Origin of the sequence: Paenarthrobacter sp. JL.01a (genome assembly GCF_025452095.1) — a bacterium.
Classification (GTDB): domain Bacteria; phylum Actinomycetota; class Actinomycetes; order Actinomycetales; family Micrococcaceae; genus Arthrobacter.
Genome location: NZ_CP104877.1, coordinates 4,311,195 through 4,327,153, shown reverse-complemented (window position 1 = coordinate 4,327,153; position 15,959 = coordinate 4,311,195). Strand labels below are relative to the sequence as shown.

The 15,959-nt window shown below is 62.2% G+C and carries 18 protein-coding genes; 11 read left to right on the top strand and 7 right to left on the bottom strand.

Translation table 11 applies throughout. The features are described from left to right. Positions 1 to 40 precede the first annotated feature (40 nt). A complete protein-coding gene (locus tag N5P29_RS20625; protein WP_262276627.1) occupies positions 41 to 697 on the top strand; it encodes a GntR family transcriptional regulator in 657 nt (218 codons plus the stop codon). 113 nt (positions 698 to 810) lie between these two features. After that, the gene (locus tag N5P29_RS20620; protein ID WP_262276626.1) at positions 811 to 1,548 is read left to right on the top strand and encodes a VOC family protein; all 738 of its coding nucleotides are present in this window, start codon (positions 811 to 813) and stop codon (positions 1,546 to 1,548) included. Positions 1,549 to 1,570: 22 nt separating this feature from the next. On the opposite strand, the gene N5P29_RS20615 is transcribed toward N5P29_RS20620, so the two are convergent. Continuing rightward, positions 1,571 to 2,545, bottom strand: a complete 975-nt coding sequence (locus tag N5P29_RS20615; RefSeq protein WP_262276625.1) for an acyl-CoA thioesterase — start codon at positions 2,543 to 2,545, stop codon at positions 1,571 to 1,573. Positions 2,546 to 2,655: 110 nt separating this feature from the next. Between N5P29_RS20615 and aztD the strand changes: the two genes are divergently transcribed. After that, on the top strand, positions 2,656 to 3,969 hold the full coding sequence (aztD, locus tag N5P29_RS20610; protein ID WP_262276624.1) for a zinc metallochaperone AztD: 1,314 nt from the start codon (positions 2,656 to 2,658) through the stop codon (positions 3,967 to 3,969). Between the two features lie 8 nt (positions 3,970 to 3,977). Here aztD and N5P29_RS20605 read toward each other — a convergent pair whose 3' ends face one another. After that, on the bottom strand, positions 3,978 to 4,919 hold the full coding sequence (locus N5P29_RS20605; protein WP_262276623.1) for a sugar-binding transcriptional regulator: 942 nt from the start codon (positions 4,917 to 4,919) through the stop codon (positions 3,978 to 3,980). 145 nt (positions 4,920 to 5,064) lie between these two features. On the opposite strand from N5P29_RS20605, the gene N5P29_RS20600 reads away from it, so the two are divergent. The 5 genes from N5P29_RS20600 (at position 5,065) to N5P29_RS20580 (ending at position 10,021) form a co-directional block, all read left to right on the top strand. Further along, positions 5,065 to 6,399, top strand: a complete 1,335-nt coding sequence (locus tag N5P29_RS20600; RefSeq protein WP_262276622.1) for an ABC transporter substrate-binding protein — start codon at positions 5,065 to 5,067, stop codon at positions 6,397 to 6,399. Positions 6,400 to 6,480: 81 nt separating this feature from the next. Continuing rightward, positions 6,481 to 7,341 (top strand): carbohydrate ABC transporter permease, encoded by an 861-nt coding sequence (locus tag N5P29_RS20595; protein WP_262276621.1) that lies wholly within the window; start codon positions 6,481 to 6,483, stop codon positions 7,339 to 7,341. Next, on the top strand, positions 7,338 to 8,234 hold the full coding sequence (locus tag N5P29_RS20590) for a carbohydrate ABC transporter permease (RefSeq protein WP_262276620.1): 897 nt from the start codon (positions 7,338 to 7,340) through the stop codon (positions 8,232 to 8,234). The genes N5P29_RS20595 and N5P29_RS20590 overlap by 4 nt, the downstream gene beginning before the upstream one ends. Before the next feature lie 28 nt (positions 8,235 to 8,262). After that, positions 8,263 to 9,306: an NAD(P)-dependent alcohol dehydrogenase gene (locus N5P29_RS20585; RefSeq protein WP_262276619.1), complete on the top strand. Its 1,044-nt coding sequence runs from the start codon at positions 8,263 to 8,265 to the stop codon at positions 9,304 to 9,306. A gap of 13 nt (positions 9,307 to 9,319) precedes the next feature. Continuing rightward, positions 9,320 to 10,021: an HAD family hydrolase gene (locus N5P29_RS20580; RefSeq protein WP_262276618.1), complete on the top strand. Its 702-nt coding sequence runs from the start codon at positions 9,320 to 9,322 to the stop codon at positions 10,019 to 10,021. A gap of 76 nt (positions 10,022 to 10,097) precedes the next feature. Here the strand turns inward: N5P29_RS20580 and N5P29_RS20575 are convergent, their stop codons facing one another. Both N5P29_RS20575 and N5P29_RS20570 read right to left on the bottom strand, forming a co-directional pair. Then, entirely contained in the window at positions 10,098 to 10,532 is a 435-nt protein-coding gene (locus tag N5P29_RS20575; RefSeq protein ID WP_262276617.1) for a DoxX family protein, read from the bottom strand. A 68-nt stretch (positions 10,533 to 10,600) separates the two neighbouring features. Next, positions 10,601 to 11,167 carry an antibiotic biosynthesis monooxygenase gene (locus N5P29_RS20570; protein WP_262276616.1) on the bottom strand — a complete coding sequence of 189 codons (567 nt, stop codon included), beginning with the start codon at positions 11,165 to 11,167 and terminating at the stop codon, positions 10,601 to 10,603. 41 nt (positions 11,168 to 11,208) lie between these two features. Here N5P29_RS20570 and N5P29_RS20565 point away from each other — a divergent pair, with 41 nt between their 5' ends. The 3 genes from N5P29_RS20565 to N5P29_RS20555 all read left to right on the top strand — a co-directional run bounded on the left by N5P29_RS20565 (position 11,209) and on the right by N5P29_RS20555 (position 13,547). Continuing rightward, positions 11,209 to 12,549, top strand: a complete 1,341-nt coding sequence (locus tag N5P29_RS20565; RefSeq protein ID WP_262276615.1) for an MATE family efflux transporter — start codon at positions 11,209 to 11,211, stop codon at positions 12,547 to 12,549. Positions 12,550 to 12,558: 9 nt separating this feature from the next. After that, a complete protein-coding gene (locus N5P29_RS20560) occupies positions 12,559 to 13,131 on the top strand; it encodes a hypothetical protein (protein ID WP_262276614.1) in 573 nt (190 codons plus the stop codon). A gap of 68 nt (positions 13,132 to 13,199) precedes the next feature. Next, positions 13,200 to 13,547 (top strand): hypothetical protein, encoded by a 348-nt coding sequence (locus tag N5P29_RS20555; protein ID WP_144660441.1) that lies wholly within the window; start codon positions 13,200 to 13,202, stop codon positions 13,545 to 13,547. Here the strand turns inward: N5P29_RS20555 and N5P29_RS20550 are convergent. From N5P29_RS20550 to N5P29_RS20540, 3 genes are all read right to left on the bottom strand, one after another. Beyond that, positions 13,544 to 13,888, bottom strand: a complete 345-nt coding sequence (locus tag N5P29_RS20550) for a hypothetical protein (RefSeq protein ID WP_262276613.1) — start codon at positions 13,886 to 13,888, stop codon at positions 13,544 to 13,546. The genes N5P29_RS20555 and N5P29_RS20550 overlap by 4 nt on opposite strands. A gap of 158 nt (positions 13,889 to 14,046) precedes the next feature. Then, positions 14,047 to 14,688 carry a hypothetical protein gene (locus tag N5P29_RS20545; protein ID WP_262276612.1) on the bottom strand — a complete coding sequence of 214 codons (642 nt, stop codon included), beginning with the start codon at positions 14,686 to 14,688 and terminating at the stop codon, positions 14,047 to 14,049. Positions 14,689 to 14,832: 144 nt separating this feature from the next. After that, positions 14,833 to 15,561 (bottom strand): DUF3592 domain-containing protein, encoded by a 729-nt coding sequence (locus tag N5P29_RS20540; RefSeq protein WP_262278625.1) that lies wholly within the window; start codon positions 15,559 to 15,561, stop codon positions 14,833 to 14,835. Between the last annotated feature and the right edge of the window lie 398 nt (positions 15,562 to 15,959).

Here is a 15,959-nt window from a genome sequence, read left to right as displayed (position 1 = left end):
ACGGACTGTCAGCAGTTGCCAATAGAACCGAGGACACACCATGGCCGCCACAGCCTCCCTGCTGGGACTGGAGAAGAAGAGCCTTCGCGAACAGGCGCTCGCAGCCTTGCGCACTGCGATCACCAGTGGCGAGCTTGAGCCGGGACGACACCTGGTGGAGACCGAGCTCTCCGAAATGCTCCAGATCAGCCGGGGCACCCTGCGTGAAGCCCTCCGTCAGCTGGAACAGGAAGGTCTGATCTCGGCCGGACCGCGTGGGCGCATGTCCGTACGGCACTTGGACGTCAAGGAAATCCGGGACATCTTCGCTGTCCGTGGGGTGCTGGAGTCACTGGCCGCCCGGACCCTGAGCGACATGCCGGACAAGGAGCCCGCCCTCGCAGAGTTGCGTGCCGCCGTCGAAAATATGGACAAGGCCGCGAAATCCTCACTTGAGGAGCGCATCGAGTCCGACCTCGAATTTCACCGCACGCTATGCCGGCTTTCCGGAAACGAGACGCTGCTGCATTCGTGGGAATCCCTGGAAGGCTCCATCCGGATGTCCATCATGTTCGCCGGGTTGGAACGCGCCACGCGCAACATGAGTGTCGGGCGGCATCATGACATTGTTGCAGCGATCGAGACCGGGAATGCTGAGAAAGCGCGGGAAACGATCATCGAGCACATGAATGGCGCGGCCGAGAATTTGGTGGGGTAGTTCCTGCCCTAACCCAATTGCGCAACAGCCTGTTGCGCAATTGCCATGGGCGCGGAGACAGTGGTGGTGAGTTTAGCGAAGAGTAGTCCTCCCCGGGCATATGGTTGTGAACCATGGCACTGCGTTTGGTTCAAGTGAATTTCAAGGCCCGCGATGATTCAGCTCTCGGGCAATTCTGGGCTGACGCCCTCGGCTGGGGTGTTTCCAGCGAGGGGCCCGGTGTCACCAACGTGGAACCACTTGGCTTCACATGGCCCCATCCCACAGCCGTCTGCGTGGACGTGGTCACTGTTCCGGACCCTGAGAAGGTGAAATACCGCGTTCACCTGGACCTTGCCACCACCTCTGCAGCCCACCAGCACGAGCTTGTCGAGTGTCTGAAGGGACTGGGAGCGACGCTCGCCGACATCGGCCAGGGAGACGTGCCGTGGGTGGTGATGGCTGATCCTGAAGGCAACTTGTTCTGTGTCCTCGAGCCACGGTCGATCTACCGGGACACCGGTCCCATCGCCACGGTGGTAGTCAACTGCGAAGATCCCAGGGCCATGGCGGATTTCTGGAGCGAGGCCATGGACTGGACCTTGCACGAGGTTAACGATGAGCATGCGAGGTTGAGGTCGTCCAAAGGCGTGGGCCCATACCTCGAGCTCCTCAAAACTTCGGATCCGGGCGGGCTGCAGAGCCGTATCCACCTCGACCTGATGCCCTACCCTGGGGACGAGCAAACCACCGAGGTGAAGAGGCTGCACTCCCTTGGGGCCCATGACGCCGACGTTGGTCAAGGGGACGTTTCGTGGCGATGCCTTAGGGACCCTGAGGGAAACGACTTCTGCGTGCTGGCGCCCCGCTAGCGGCCCAGCGCAGCCAGGGCGACTAGCGCCCAGCCGCCTTCAACAAGTGGTCCGGAAGCCGGTTACCCGGTGCGCGCCCCCGGATTTCAAGTAGTTCGCGGGCATGTGCGTGCAGCTTCTTGTCTTCATCAGACACGGGAACCCACTCCGGAATCGGCACGGCCGTACCGGTTTCGTCGCGCGCCACCATCACGGTGAGGCAGTATGTGGTCAGGTTCATCTCGCGGGTCTTGGGGTCGCCTGAACGAACGTGGACCGCGATGTGCATGCCCTTCGCGCCGGTGTAAACGAGTCGGGCCTCAACCTCCACCACATGACCGATCAACAGCGGCCGGTAGAAACGAACGCCGCCGGAAAACACCGCCACGGTGTCCTTCCCGCAGTAACGGGACGCGCAAACGTACGCGGCCTCGTCGATCCACTTCATCACGATGCCACCGTGGACTTTGCCGCCCCAGTTCACATCAGTCGGGGACGCCATGAACCGCAGCGTAACGCGCTCGGCGGTCCCGGCGTCGGTATATTCCTGGGCGTTCATCGCATTGACGATCTGCTCGCGGACTTCGATGCGCGCCAACGCGTGATCGCGGGCTTCGATCTCGGCAGGCGTGGAAGGCTCGAACTGGGGGACAGGGATCGGCTTCCCGTCGGGCCCGACGGCAACAAAGATCACCATGCACTGGCTGTGCATCGTCTCGGGGCCGCCCTTGGGGTCGTGGGAGCTGACCACTGTGTGGATGTGCATGGAGGAGCGGCCGGTATAGACGATGGTGGACGTCACCTCCACCATGTCGCCGCTGTTCACGGGATCAGTGAAGTGGATGTTGCCCACGTAGGCAGTGACGCAATAGGACTTGGCCCATCCCACGGCCGCTGCATAGGCGGCTTTGTCGACCCACTCAAGGACGGTGCCGGCGTCAACGGATCCGCTATGGCCAACGTCAGTGGGGGCCGCGAGGAAGCGGAGGGTCACGGAATTCGCGGGGGACTCGCTCATGCTCGAAGTTTACTGGCGGCGTGTTTCTGTTACGTGACTAAGACTGAGCCCCCCGGAGGCCCGGACAGAAGCAATTTGCTCTATAAATGAGAATCAATATCATTTAACGCATGTCTCATCACCCGAACCCCACCCTTGCAACCTTGCCCGCCCGAAAGCGTCGCCTTCACGCAACGCCGCTTGCCGCCGTCGGGCTTTCCGCCCTTCTCCTTACCGCCTGCGCCGCACCCGGAGGTTCTGCCGGCAGCGCGACCGACGCGTCGCCGTCGTCCGCTTCGAAGCCGAGCCCCAAAGAGGCAGGCGCGCCGACTCCCCGCCTGGTTTACACGCACGACGGCGGCATCGGAGTCCTCGACGCCGCCTCCCTCGCCGACGTGGGGGGCGCCGAACTGGCGGGCTTCAACCGCCTCAACCCCGCTGGCGATGGTCGCCATGTGTTCGTCTCAACCGGCGACGCCTTCCGCCTCTTCGACGCCGGAGCCTGGTCGGAACCGCACGGGGACCACAGCCACCATTACGTCTCCGAGCCCGCGCTGACCGATTTTGCTTTCGAAGCCGACAAGGCCGGCCATGTGGTGCTGCACGCCGGCAAGACTGTGCTGTTCAGCGACGGATCCGGCAAGGTGGAGAGCTTCGAAAGTTCCGCACTGGGTGCCGCCGTGGAAGACGGAAAGTTGCCCGTCACCGACGTCTACACCACACCCGAAGCGCATCACGGAGTGGCGGTGGAGCTGGAGGACGGCAAGCTGCTGGTGACGCTCGGCAACGAGGAAAGCCGGTCGGGAATCGCTGTGCTTTCCGCAGGCAAGGGCCAGGATCGTCAGGAAATTGTCCGCAACGAGGACTGCCCCGGCGTCCACGGCGAGGCGGTCGCTGCCCGTGAAGCCGTGGTGGTCGGTTGCGAGAACGGCATGCTGATTTACAAGGACGGCGCCATCACCAAGGTAGCCAGCCCCGACGCCTACGGCCGCCTGGGCAACCAGGCCGGGTCGGAAAAATCGCCCGTAATCCTGGGCGACTACAAGGTGGACAAGGCCGCCAAGCCTGAACGGCCCACGCGGATCTCGTTGGTCAACACCGAAACGGCCGCCCTGCAGCTCGTGGACATCGGCACCAGCTATTCGTTCCGCTCGCTGGGCCGCGGCCCCGCAGGCGAAGCACTGGTACTCGGCACCGATGGAGGCCTCCGGGTGATCGATCCACTCACCGGCGCGGTCACGGCCACCATTCCAGTGGTGGCGCCCTGGGAAGAATCAGCCACCTGGCAGGACCCGCGGCCCACCCTTTTCGTGCAGGGCTCGACGGCGTATGTCACCGAGCCTGCGTCGCAGTCACTTCATGCTGTGGACCTGAAGGCGGGCAAGGTGTCGAAGTCGGCGAAGCTTGAGCACACCGCGAATGAACTCACGGGCGTGACTGGTTAGTTCCAGCCTCACTTCTTGACGGCCGCCAATGCAGCCTTTGCGGTGCCCACGTCGGTGACGAGGGTATCCACAAGACCTGATTTCAGTGCCGCGATCACAGCTCGTTCCTTGCCCGGCCCGCCTCCGAGGGCCACCTTGAGTGGTACGGATGCCAGCTGTTGCGTGGAGATTCCGATCATGCGGTCGTCAAGAAGGTGGAGCTCCTTGCCCTGGGCGTCGAGCAGGGTGGTGCCGATTTCAGCCGTGACGCCCTGTTCCATTAGTGCGCCGAGCTCTCCCGCCTCATCGAGAAGGCTGGCCAGGAGGGAGCTGTGGGGCCACCCACCCACGGTGAAAACGGCCTTGTCCAGTAAGTCCATCCGCTTCAAAGCCTGGCGAACCCCCGGCTGGCTCCGGATGACCTGCGCCGCCACGGGATCGGTCGCTATGACTGGCGAATGAAGCGGGTACATCCGTCCCCGTGCCACCCGTCGCAACTCCATGATGACCTCCAGATTGTCATCGTCCGTCGAAGCGACACCCGTTAGCTGCACCAAATCGCAATTTGGAGCGGTCTGGATTCGTGCGCAGGTTTCCAGAATGGTTCTACCCGGTCCCAGCCCGAGGATGTCATCCTCTTCGATGAGCTCCGAGAGAAGCTTTGAGGCGACGGCGGCGATGGCGGCGCGCGCCGCCTTGTCACCCTCAGCCGCGGGAACGCAGACAATTGCCGACTCCATGCCGTAGCGGGAAGCCAGGGCTTTGGAAAGCGTGGCGTCGATGGGATCGGGGAGGCGGGGCGTGACTTCCACCAGCCCTTGTTCCCGGGCATACTTCACCATCCGGCCAACGGCAAAGCGGGAAACCCCCAATTCCTCGGCTATGTCCACTGTTGGGCGTCCGAATTTCAGGTGCTGCATGGCCGCGTAGACGTGGCGCAGCTGCTCTTCCATGCTCAATTCCTTGCTCACCTGAGCATCATAGACCAGGTTGTGAGCGCTCTCATTAGTCTTTCATCTACACCAGGTGGCACCGACGCCGCCGGGTTGCCGCGAGTCCAAGGAGTAGATGATGGAAGTTCAGCGTTTCCGCCCCAGCCGTCGCACCGTTATGCAAATGGCAGTGACCGCAGTAGCCGCTACGGCTACTCTCGCCGCCTGCTCGCCCGGAGGCGGAGCGGATTCCACAGCCGATGTCGATTCATTCGGCTGGCGGAACTTCGAAGGAAAAAGCCTCAATCTTTTGATGAGCGAGCACCCGCTCTCCGCAGCGATCAAGCCGCAGCTGAATGACTTTGAGACGAAGACCGGAATCAAGGTGAACCTTGAAACCCTCAGTGAATCCGACTACATGGTGAAGATCCTGACTGAACTCCAGTCGGGCTCCGGTGCCTACGACGTCTTCATGACGTCCCAGCCCATGAACTACCAGTACGCAGCTGCCGGTTGGATCGAGGACCTGCAGCCCTGGGTGGACAACTCCAAGCACACCGCCCCGGATTACGACATCAACGACTTCTTTCCGGCTTTGTTGAGCGCTGAACGTTGGGACAAAACCAACTTCGGGGGCGCCGGAAAAGGCGGCCTGTGGGCGATCCCGGCGAACGAGGAAGGCTACGCGCTCTTCTATCGCAAGGACATTCTTGAGGCCAATAACGTTGAAGTGCCCCAAACCATCGACCAACTCATCGCCGCAGCCCAGAAGCTCAACGGAGTCGAATTCGGTGGGAAGAAGATCTCAGGCTTCGTCAGCCGCGGCGACAAGACCTACCCCACGCTGAACCCCTTCTCCACCTTCGCCGGCGCCTACGGGGTCAAGGACATCACCGATGGAAAAGCCACCGTCAACTCGCCGGAGGGCATTGAAGCAACCAGCAAGTGGGTGGAATTGATGAAGACAGCGCCCAAGGCGGCCAGCACCTACACCTGGTACGAGGCACAGCAGGACTTCCTGGCGGGTACTTCGGCGTTCTACATCGACGCCGACCACATGGCCCCGGACTTTGAGAAAAAGGGCAGTGCCATCGCCGGCAAGGTGGGATATGCCTTGCCACCTGAGGGTCCCAAGGGCCGCTCCTCGAGCATGTGGCTCTGGTCGCTGGGAATGAACTCATCGTCGAAAAACAAGGGTGCGGCCTGGCAATTCATGCAATGGGCCACCTCCAAGGAACTCCTGACCTCCGCCATAGCAGCTGGAAACATGAACCCAACGCGTATGTCAGTGGCCAACAGCCCGGAGATGGTCCAGGCCACTGCCGGCTGGGGCGACTACAACAAGACGTGGACTGAAATCCTGTCGAAATACGCGTCCTGGCCGTATTCGCCGTCGGCCAGTTGGACGAACGCAGGCGACATCTGGGCCACCGCAATCCAGTCCGCCATCTTGGGCCAGGCGTCCGTCGAGGACGCCCTCAATGACGCCGCAAAGAAGATCGACGCCGTTATCAAGTAACCCTGCCGACACTTCCCGCGGTCGTTGGAAGCGTACTGTCGCGCCGGCCGCAGGGCAGAGTTGCATCAACCAAGGGAACCCATGAAACACAAACCTTCTCTTCCCTACCTATTGCTCTTACCCGCCCTGGCGCTGCTGGTGGCGATTCTCTACCCGTTCCTCACCGGGGCGTGGTGGTCGTTCACCTCGTACCGGCTCAACCGGGGCGCGCCCGTGCCCAACTGGGGAGAGAACTTCCTCAATCTCTTCTCAAGCGGAGAGGGCCTCCACGCAATCGCCATAACGCTCGGCTATGCAGTCGTCGTCGTGGTTCTTGAATGCCTGTTCGGCGTAGGACTGGCCATGCTGCTCAACTACGTAGGCCGGATTGGAAACTCTTTCCGGTTATTGATAGTTCTTCCGCTGCTCCTGCCTCCGGTGGTCGCGGCTCTCATGTGGAAGGTCATGCTGACCGAAAACGGTGTTGTGAACTGGTTGCTGGAGTCAGTCGGGTCCCAGAAGCTGCTCTGGCTCAACGGACCGGACAGCGCTCTCTGGTCTGTGGTCCTCATCGATGTCTGGATCTTCACCCCCTTCGTCATGCTTCTGGCGCAAGCAGGTTTGAAGAGCGTTCCGAAAGAACTCAGCGAGGCTTCCGCGATGGATGGCGCGGGCCCTGTTCGAAACTTCATTTCCGTGACGCTGCCGATGCTCATGCCCGTCCTGGTGGTCATCGTCACCTTCCGGGGCATTGACTCGCTGAAGATGTTCGACATCATCTACACCACCACCAAGGGTGGCCCGGTGGATGCGACCACCAACCTGCACGTCATGGCCTATCTGGACGGCATACGCAACCTGAACTTCGGCGCGGCCATGGCGGCACTGATCGTCCTCTGGCTTCTTTGTTACCTCATCTCCTTTTTCCTGCTCAAGGCCCGTCGCAAGGAGGCATTTTCATGAGCAGCACTGACATGGAGTCAGCGGCGCGTGCCCCAGGGGCTCCTCCGGTTCCCGGCACTTCCCGCCGGGAAAGGTCCAAGAGACTTCGACGCGCGGCGGCGATCACCGTTCTGGTGCTCTGGACCGTGTTCGCGTTGGCGCCGATTGTCTGGATCCTGATGATGTCCTTCAAGACGCCAGGCGACATCGTGGTTTATCCGCCCAAATTCTTCTTTGCTCCAACGCTGGACAACTACGTGAAGGTGCTAAGTGGCAGCGCGTTCATGACACCGTTTGTGAACTCCCTGATAGTGACGCTGGGCTCGCTGGTGCTGACGCTGCTCATTGGTCTGCCGACGGCCTATGCCCTGGCGCGCTTCAAGTTCCGGGGCCGCGAGAACATTGCGTTCAGCATCCTGTCCCTCCGTTTTGCTCCGGAGCTGCTGATCATCCTTCCGCTGTACCTGATCTTCCAGAAGATCGGTTTGTACGACAACTATCTGGGCCTGATCCTGGCTTACCAGCTCGTGACACTGCCGATGCTTGTGTGGATGCTCCGATCCTTCATCGAGGATCTGCCAGTCGAGCTGGAAGAAGCGGTGGCCATGGACGGTGGCAACCGCTGGACGGCGTTCCGGCACGTGCTGTTCCGGTTGATCGCACCCGGTCTTGGCGCCAGTCTGATGCTTTCCTTCATCTGGGCCTGGAACAGCTACACCTTGCCCCTTGTTCTGAGCGGCAAAAACACTCAGGTGATCACCACCGGCATTCAGCAATACATCGCCTACCAATCCATTGACTGGGGCCCGATGGCGGCAGCCACTGTCGTCTCCATGGTCCCCGGCATCCTCTTTGCTCTCTTCTCCTTGCGCTGGATCGTCGGTGGTCTTACTGCCGGCACGGTCAAGGGCTGACCACACCCCACATCGAAAGGACATAAACATGTCAATCCCTGCAACCATGCGCGCCAGCGTCCTGACCTCGCCCAAGACCATAGAACTTCAGGAAGTCGCAGTTCCGGAACCGCAGCCGGGCCAGGTGCTGGTACGTGTGACGGCTGTTGGCGTTTGTGGTTCGGACACCCACTTTTACGAGACCGGCTCCATTGGTGACATTGTCGTCGAGGGCCCGATCGTGCTGGGGCACGAAACGGCGGGTGAGATTGTCGCCGTCGGGCCTGGCGTCGACAGCAGCCGCGTAGGAACACGGGTGGCAGTTGAACCGCAGACTCCTTGCCGGAAGTGCGATTACTGCAAGACGGGCCGCTATCACCTGTGCCGGGACATTTTGTTTTACGGGGCTTGGCCCGTGGACGGCTCTTTCGCGGAGTACGTAATTGTCGATGATGACTTTGCACATGCCGTTCCGGCGGAAATCACCGATGAGCAGGCAGCCCTTCTCGAGCCGCTGTCCGTGGCCGTCCACGCAGCCCGGCGGGCAGGTGTGAAGGCCGGAGACAAAGTTCTCATCACTGGTGCGGGTCCGATCGGGGTCATGAATGTCCAGGTCGCCAAGGCGTTGGGTGCCGGTGAGGTGGTCATCAGCGACCCGATCGCGCATCGGCGTGAGTTTGCCTTGGCGCACGGGGCGGACATTGCATTGGACCCCACCACGAGCGGTTTGGAGGAATACGCAGAGTACTTCGACGTTTACATCGATGCTTCGGGAAACGCACGGGCGATCTTGCCCGCCTTCCCCGCCGTCAAACGAGGTGGGACCGCATGCCTGGTGGGGATGGGAGGGGATGAACTCAACGTTCCCATCGCCATGATCCAGCACCGCGAGATCACTCTGACCGGGACGTTTCGGTATGTGAATACGTGGCCCACGGCAATTGCGCTGTTGGCCTCGGGAGCTGTGGATGTGGAAGGCATCGTCACAGGGCGCTTTGGGCTGGAGGACGTTGAAGAGTCACTGATGAAGGCCAAGAAGGACCCTATGGCGATCAAAACCATGGTCATCCCCGTCCCCCAGGCAAAGCGGTAGCAGGACGATCGCTTTGAACCGGATTGACAACAAAAGGGCCATCGAATGGGAAGTCAGCGAGTTTCTCTTCGATATGGATGGAACGCTTCTGGATTCCATCGCGGCGGTGGAGCAGGCGTGGCACGAATGGGCGGTAGAGGAAGGGGTGACCATTCCTGATGGGGAGTCGTTTCATGGACGTACGTCGCGGGACCTGGCCGCGGCCTTTGTCCCCGAAGAACGCATAACTGCTGCACTTCTCCGGCTCAGCGAAATTGAGCAGCATCCCCGGGCACCCGTAACGCCGCTGCCCGGGGCCTTGGAGTTGTTGGCTGCAGTACCCGGCGACAGGTGTGCGGTGGTGACCTCTGCCGCACGCCTGGTGGCCCAGGCCCGCTTGGCCGCCGGGGGAATCGCACCGCCGGCTCTGCTGATAACAGGTGACGATGTTACCCGTGGCAAGCCGGACCCGGAGCCTTACCGTACCGGCACGCGTTGGGCACGGAACGGCGTGCCGCCTGTTGCTTTTGAAGACACCGTCGCCGGGTTGCGTTCAGCCCGCAGTGCAGGCTGCCTGACGGTCGGCCTTCCGGGTACTGCGACGGCGGCGGAGCTCCAGGCCCATGCCGACGCCGTTGTCACCTCACTGGCCGACGTCGCCGTTATCGTGGGGACGGACGGCAGCCTTCGAGTTCGACTGCACGCGCTGGACCCTCTCTCACATCCCACCGTTTAAATGCCGACGCTCTATCGCTCCCTCCAAGGGAGTGATAGAGCGTCCAGGTGAAAGGGGCGGGATGTGAGAGAGGGTTCTACGCCAGGACGCGGAGCTTCGAGCCCGGGCGACCAAACAGTGCGGCGTCGGCCGAGAGGCGACCCGCGCCCGCGAGGGCCAGGGCAAGGGCCGCGCCGGCGAAGAGCAGCACGAGCTCGTAGCCCCCGTTGCCTACAAAGATGCCGGCCGGGGCGTGCACCAGGAACAGGGCCCCCAGCATGTCGACGGCAAGGAGTGCTGCGAAAACGCGGGTCAGCAGGCCGAGGATCAGGGCGATGCCACCCACGAGTTCCAGGGTTGCGACGATCGGGGCTACGACGGAAGCGCCCGGCACGCCCATCTGCGTGAAGGACGCCTGGGTTCCGGCAATGGTGAATTCGTTGAACTTCTGCCAACCGTGCGCGGCGAAGAGAAATCCTGCAATGACGCGCAGGATGGTCAGGGCTGTGGTGGTCAAGCTGGACTTGTTCATGCTTCAACCCTCGCAGGTGATTAGTTGAAGTGTCAACTAATCACAGCGCGCATCCAAGTAATTCCCAGCTATTTACGAGGTTTCGCTTGCAGCCACGGCTGAAGAAGCCGGGTGGTGACCGGCAGGAAGATGTACGTCATCAGGGGAGTCAGGATGACAATGTTGAGCAGCACAGCAAACACCAAAGGCCAGTTCTGCGTCACCGGGTGCAGCAGGAAGTTGGCCAGGAGGCTGAGCGGGAAGAATGGCAGGAAGATGCTGATGGCCTGCTTCCAGCGCGGCGGCACCACCGTCTCCGGGACCACCACCGAGACGTCCCCCGGCTGCGAGAACCATCCCTCAATCCCCGTGTGACGCTCCACGCGGGTGGTCTCCATCATGTCCCTGGCGCTGTCGATCCACCAGCGCCTCTCCTCGGAGTCCTCCCACGCCTGCAGCGATTCGGCGTCGGCGAAACGGTAGAGCATGTGCCACTCGGTGGAGTCGACGCCATTGCGCACCCACCCCGATCCCAAATAGCCCGGCCACTCGCGCGCAAGTTCCTGCCCGGCATGAGCCCAGGCATTTGCTTGGCGGGTGTACTCCGGAAGGATGGTGCGGGCAACGGAAACGGTGACGGGATGCTCATATGACACGGCCCAAATGTACCCGCCTCCCAGCAGACTAGGCTTGTTTAGTGCCTCAAACCACAACCGCCCCCGCCCGATCCAACGCGCGCGAAATCCTGCGCCTGGCCGTACCCGCTTTCGGTGCGCTCATCGCCGAGCCGCTGTTCCTCTTGGCGGACTCCGCAATTGTGGGGCACTTGGGGGTGGACCAACTCGCCGGTGTCGGGCTGGCGTCCACGATCCTGCACACCGCGGTCGGACTTATGGTCTTCCTGGCATATTCGACGACGCCGGCAGTCGCCCGCGCGATCGGCGACGGGAAGTTGGGGAAGGCTTTGGCGGCCGGGCGCGACGGCGTCTGGCTTGCGTTGTTGTTGGGCGGGCTGCTCGCTGTGGCCGGCTTTGTTGCAGCCGAACCCCTTGTTGGTTTGATGGGCGCAACCGGTGACGTGCAGGGCTTTGCCGTCGACTACCTCCGCTGGTCCATGCCCGGTCTGGCGGCGATGCTCCTGGTTTTCGCGGGCACTGGTGTCCTCCGCGGATTGCAGGACACGCGTACCCCACTGCTTGTGGCGACAGCCGGTTTCGCGGTCAACATAGCCCTCAACTGGTTCCTGGTTTATGGCCTGAACCTGTCCGTAGCGGGCTCCGCCATCGGCACGAGCATCGCCCAGTGGGCCATGGCGGCGGTCTACCTGCTGATGGTGGGCAGGAATGCGCGGCACCACGGGGTGTCCCTGAAGCCCAACTGGCATGGCATCCGGGCAATGACCAAGGTTGGTTCGTGGCTCATGCTCCGCACGCTGAGCCTTCGCCTGGCCATTCTCGCTACCGTCGTGGTGGTGACGGCCCAGGGCGCCGTCAACCTGGCGGCCCATCAGCTCGCCATGACCATCTTCTCGTTTCTCGCGTTTGCCCTGGACGCCTTGGCCATCGCCGCGCAGGCCTTGATCGGCAAGGAACTCGGTGCACGGAATGCGGCCAAGGCCCGCGAGCTCACGCGCACCATGATCCGCTGGGGTGTGGGATTCGGCGTGATCACGGGAGCGGTGCTGGCCGTCGCGGCTCCCTGGGCCGGGTACATCTTCACCTCCGACTCCGGTGTCCGCTCGGCCCTGACTGTGGCGCTGTGGGTCCTTGCGGTGGGGCAGCCCATTGCCGGGTACGTCTTCGTCCTGGACGGTGTCCTCATCGGCGCTGGCGACGCGCGCTATCTGGCGATTGCCGGCGTCGTAAATCTGGCTGTTTACTTGCCGCTGCTGGTGGCCGTCCACCAAATAAGGCCCGACGGCGAGGCGGGGCTCCTGTGGCTGTGGGCGGCGTTTGCGCTGGGCTACATGCTGGCGCGGGCGGTGACTCTGGGGCTGCGGGCGCGGACCGATCGCTGGATGGTGCTGGGTTCGCACTAAACTGGACGGGTGACTCTTCCATCGACTCCTGCCCAAACCCCTTCCGCCCTTCCGGCGGGGCCGTGGAAACCGGTCCTGATCCGCGCGACGGTTGCGGTGTTGTTCGGCCTGGTGACGATCTTCTGGAGTTCGCCGTCGGTGCATGTGCTGGCGTGGGCCGTCGGCCTGTATCTGCTGGGAACAGCGGCGGCGTTGTGGATCTCCCGTGCGCTGCCTGCGGCCGTGGCCGTGGTGGTGGCCTCGGGCGGCGTGGCCGCTTTAGTCACGCAGTCAGACGAAGGCGTGGCTCTTTCGGCAATGCTCGCGCTGCTGGTGCTCGGGCTCCTGGAATTCATGAAGGGCCTCAAAAAGCGCGATTCCCTGGCCCGCGACTGGCTTATCTCGGGGATCATCTCGGTGGGTACCGCCATTGCGTTGCCGTTCTTCACGTCACTGGGCGCGCATGCGCTTTTGGGCGTATCCGGTGGTGGCGCGATTCTCTCCGGGGTTCTGTGGATGCTCTCCGGCTTGTCGCTGCGGCATGATGCCCGAGTGGGTGCGCGGACCCCTGCGCCCGGCGCTTCTCCGGAGGCCGTAAACTAGTAGTTGGACTTTCTACTCGTTGTAGAACTTTTGCAGACCGGCGGGCACGTACCGCCATCATTGGAGGAATGACCGTGGCAGACCAGACACCAGGAGAACCGCGCAAGATGCGGACCTCGGTCAAGGGACCGCTCATGTTCTCCGCCTTCTTCGCAGTGCTGGCTTTCTTTGCCGTGCTGATCTTCGCTTCAGGCGGCAGCGCGCGGACTCCGCGGTTCGACCTCGCCTTCACCGGTGCCGGCATCGCGTTCATCGTGAGCCTGGTGGTGGCAGCCATGCTCTCCATGAGCTACAAGGAAAACGCCGACCACCTCGGCAAAGGTTCGGGGGTCAACCTCAGCTCGAAGCGTCCGCACGGCGGATCTGCGGCTCCGGAGTCGCCTGACGGGACTGAAACGCCCGACGCCGGCCGCTAACCTTCCAGCGCTTCCCCACCTTGGTTGGGGGAGCGCTTTTTGGTGGGCGGAGTTTGGGTGGCCCGCGAGTCTTCCGGAGCGGCCCGTCGTCGGCCCGCGTTGACGGCAAGGAAAGTCAGGACGAAGCAACCGCCGATGAGCATTCCGCCGTGACGCGTGACGACGTCGTAATGGTAGCCATCCATGACGCCCACGCGGTGCTCGGATGTAATGAATCCAGAGGCGATAAGGGCTGCGCCGCCAGCTGCTGTGAGGATGTATGCCTTGTAGTTACCCAGCCACCACCGGCTGAGCCAGCGGTTCAGTCGAAGCGGCAATCCGACTGCTACGGCAAAGGCCATTGTTAAGATGGGGAAAACAATGGCAGCTAACAAGATCCCAGGGAGCTCACCGCCAGAACTCGCGGCCATCCCGCACACTAACCACATCACGGCCAGAAAGGGGTAGGCGATGGCGAGTTGGTGGATCGGAGCGACTCCCGGCCGTGGCGAATGCGGGTTCACGGCTTCCTCAACGCCCGCCGTCGTGGGCTTGGAGCGGTGTTGGTCGCTCCCCGACGGCCGAACCAACGTAGAGGAATCCACGTATTGACGATGAAGAATCCAAACACGAGCCAGCCAGCAAAGAGCAATCCCATATCCGGGCTAAGTACGTCGTAAGGGACGCCGTCCACAACACCCGTCTCGCGATGTCTGCTGAAGCTTCCGGCGAGCACAAGTCCGTATCCGATGACGACGCCGGCCAGGCCGACTTCGCCATTGCTTGTCCACCACCGTCTTAGGGCTGGAATGAGCCGAATTGGAAGCCCAAAGAGCGCCGCTGCACAGACCGTAATCCAGGGAGCCAAGACGGTCATCACAGTGAAACCAATGAGGGTCAACACCCCGTCGTAGTCGTAAGGCATCGAGAAATAGATGCAGATCCAGAGGGGCGTCAGGATGATGAGCCCCACTACCATTTGTATGGGCAGGGCTAGCCAAACCCAAGGCAGTTGGGGGCGTGCAAGGTCATCACGGGTCTGAGCCTGCACTGGCAAAAAGTGCGTCGGGTGCGGCTGGTTGAGTCCCGGATAGTGCGTGGGGCCGCTGGACGGGTAGTTGGCCTGGCGGCGGTAGGCGCCTGTGTTCGGTTGTTCCCCCATGCGGCCATTATGCCGGTGTTTTTCCCCTTCGTAGATCCTTCGCGTCAACGTCCAGGACCTGTCGGCGCCTTCGGAGCAGCGCTAACCCGTCCTCGGATAAGGGTGGGTCGCGGAACTGGATGGTTACTGATTGACCAGCGCACGTCAGCCGATGGCCCGGAGCTGGAAGTCATTGGGAACGGAGAAGCTTACGAGGTGGATCTTGTTCTCGCCTTTGACGGACACTGCGCCGTGGGCCGCTCCATCGGTGAGGAGTGCAATGTCGAGCTTATCGCCAGTCTTTGGGCTCGGCCGCGGACCTCGGTCGGTGAAGTCCATGGTGAAGATACGGCTATTCCCCATAGTGTCCGGCGCTGACACGTACAGAGTTATGCCACTCTTGGAGCGAGTCCGACCGCGGACGGTGGCGACCATCTCGCACCACGATGCTTCTTGGGAGAGCAGGCGCTTTGTGTTGACATATCTCTGCACCCAAAGCAGCAGGCATATAACCAGTGCTGTGGCCAGGAAGGCCGCAACGCCGGCCACGCTTATCCAGGAGTTTTCTCGGGGGTATCCGTGGCTGAGAACTGCTATGTCACCTGGGTTGTCGGGATTGACTGCCAGCTGGACCTCAGTGCCGGGTTGGAGGGATGCCTTGCAGTCCTTCCCGGAGTCAACGGTGGCGTGCTGCGAATGGTTGCCCAAGATGTAGTCAATGCTGATATTGCAGACTTGCCGACTCTTGACCCTGTGGGGCTGTTGGCCAGTTACGGTGCCATTCGTACGGATTGACCCGGCCAGGAAGGGTGCCAATGTTGCGCTGAGTCCGAAGCAGGCGGCGATCACTACAGCGGAAAGGCAAAGGGCAAATGCAGCCACAGTAAGGCGCATCTTTCTACGTAGGGAACTTCCCATCCAGGCCTGGATGCGATGCGCGGGCTGCGGGCTGGCCTTGAGCTGGACACCGTCGGGCAAGGCGAAAGAGCAAGCCACTTGAGCGCCGGCTGTTTCGTGGGACGACGGTCCTCGTGACCTCTGAGGGCGGCTCGCCGCACCGCCTCCTACTGGTCCCCCTTGGGGTGCTGCTCGTACTTCTTGACCGTCCGCAGCAGCAGCGGCCCGGATAGCGACGGCTGCAGCCAGGACGAAGAGGGCGACGTCGCCCGCAATTCTGTACCAGAGTCCTTCGGTCATGCGGCCAAGTACCACCCCGTAAATGAGGCAAACGCAGGCGGCAACGACCTGAAACCTGATGGTCTTCATTCTGTCCATGTCCCTCGTCGGGCCGT